Origin of the sequence: Streptomyces flavovariabilis (assembly GCF_000725785.1) — a bacterium.
GTDB classification, from domain to species: domain Bacteria; phylum Actinomycetota; class Actinomycetes; order Streptomycetales; family Streptomycetaceae; genus Streptomyces; species Streptomyces hawaiiensis.
Genome location: NZ_JNXD01000083.1, coordinates 1 through 755 on the forward strand (window position 1 = coordinate 1; position 755 = coordinate 755).

Genomic DNA, 755 nt, shown 5'->3' on the forward strand with positions numbered 1-755 from the left:
GAGAAGTACCAGCTCAGGCACCGCGACTGGGAGAAGGCCGAACGCGAGGGCCGCACCATCACCCCGCTGCTGACCCGGCTCAACACCATCCGGCGGGAGCACCCCGCGCTGCACCGGCTCAGGAACCTCCGCTTCCATCACACCGACAACGACGCGCTCCTCGCCTACAGCAAGCGCAGCGGATCCGATGTCGTCCTGGTGGTCGCCAACCTCGACCCCCACCACACCCAGGAGGCCACGGTCTCGCTGGACATGCCGCAACTCGGCCTGGACTGGCACGAGCCGGTGGAAGTACGCGACGAGCTCACCGGCGAGACCTATCGCTGGGGGCGCAACAACTACGTGCGGCTGGAGCCGGGGCGGGCTCCCGCGCACGTCTTCCACGTCCAGGCCCCGCCCGCCGCGCACGCGAACGGAGGGGCAGGAACGTCATGACCGTGAACGAGCCCGTGCTGGACACCTTCGAAGACACTCCCGCGAGGGACCGTGACCCCGACTGGTTCAAACGCGCCGTCTTCTACGAGGTGCTCGTCCGCTCGTTCCAGGACAGCAACGGCGACGGCGTCGGCGACCTCAAGGGCCTCACCTCCAAGCTCGACTACCTCCAGTGGCTCGGCGTCGACTGCCTGTGGCTGCCGCCGTTCTTCAAGTCCCCCCTGCGCGACGGCGGCTACGACGTCTCCGACTACACGGCCGTGCTGCCGGAGTTCGGCGACCTGGCCGACTTCGTGGAGTTCGTCGACGCCGCCCACCAG

2 protein-coding genes are annotated in these 755 nt (G+C 68.6%); both read left to right on the forward strand.

The genetic code is table 11. The features are described from left to right. A partial coding sequence (locus IO24_RS0139990; RefSeq protein WP_031144811.1) for an alpha-glucosidase C-terminal domain-containing protein occupies positions 1–435 on the forward strand: 435 nt, incomplete at its 5' end. Beyond that, positions 432–755: alpha-amylase family glycosyl hydrolase (locus tag IO24_RS0139995; protein ID WP_031144813.1), on the forward strand; the 324-nt coding region annotated here is incomplete at its 3' end. The genes IO24_RS0139990 and IO24_RS0139995, both read left to right, overlap by 4 nt.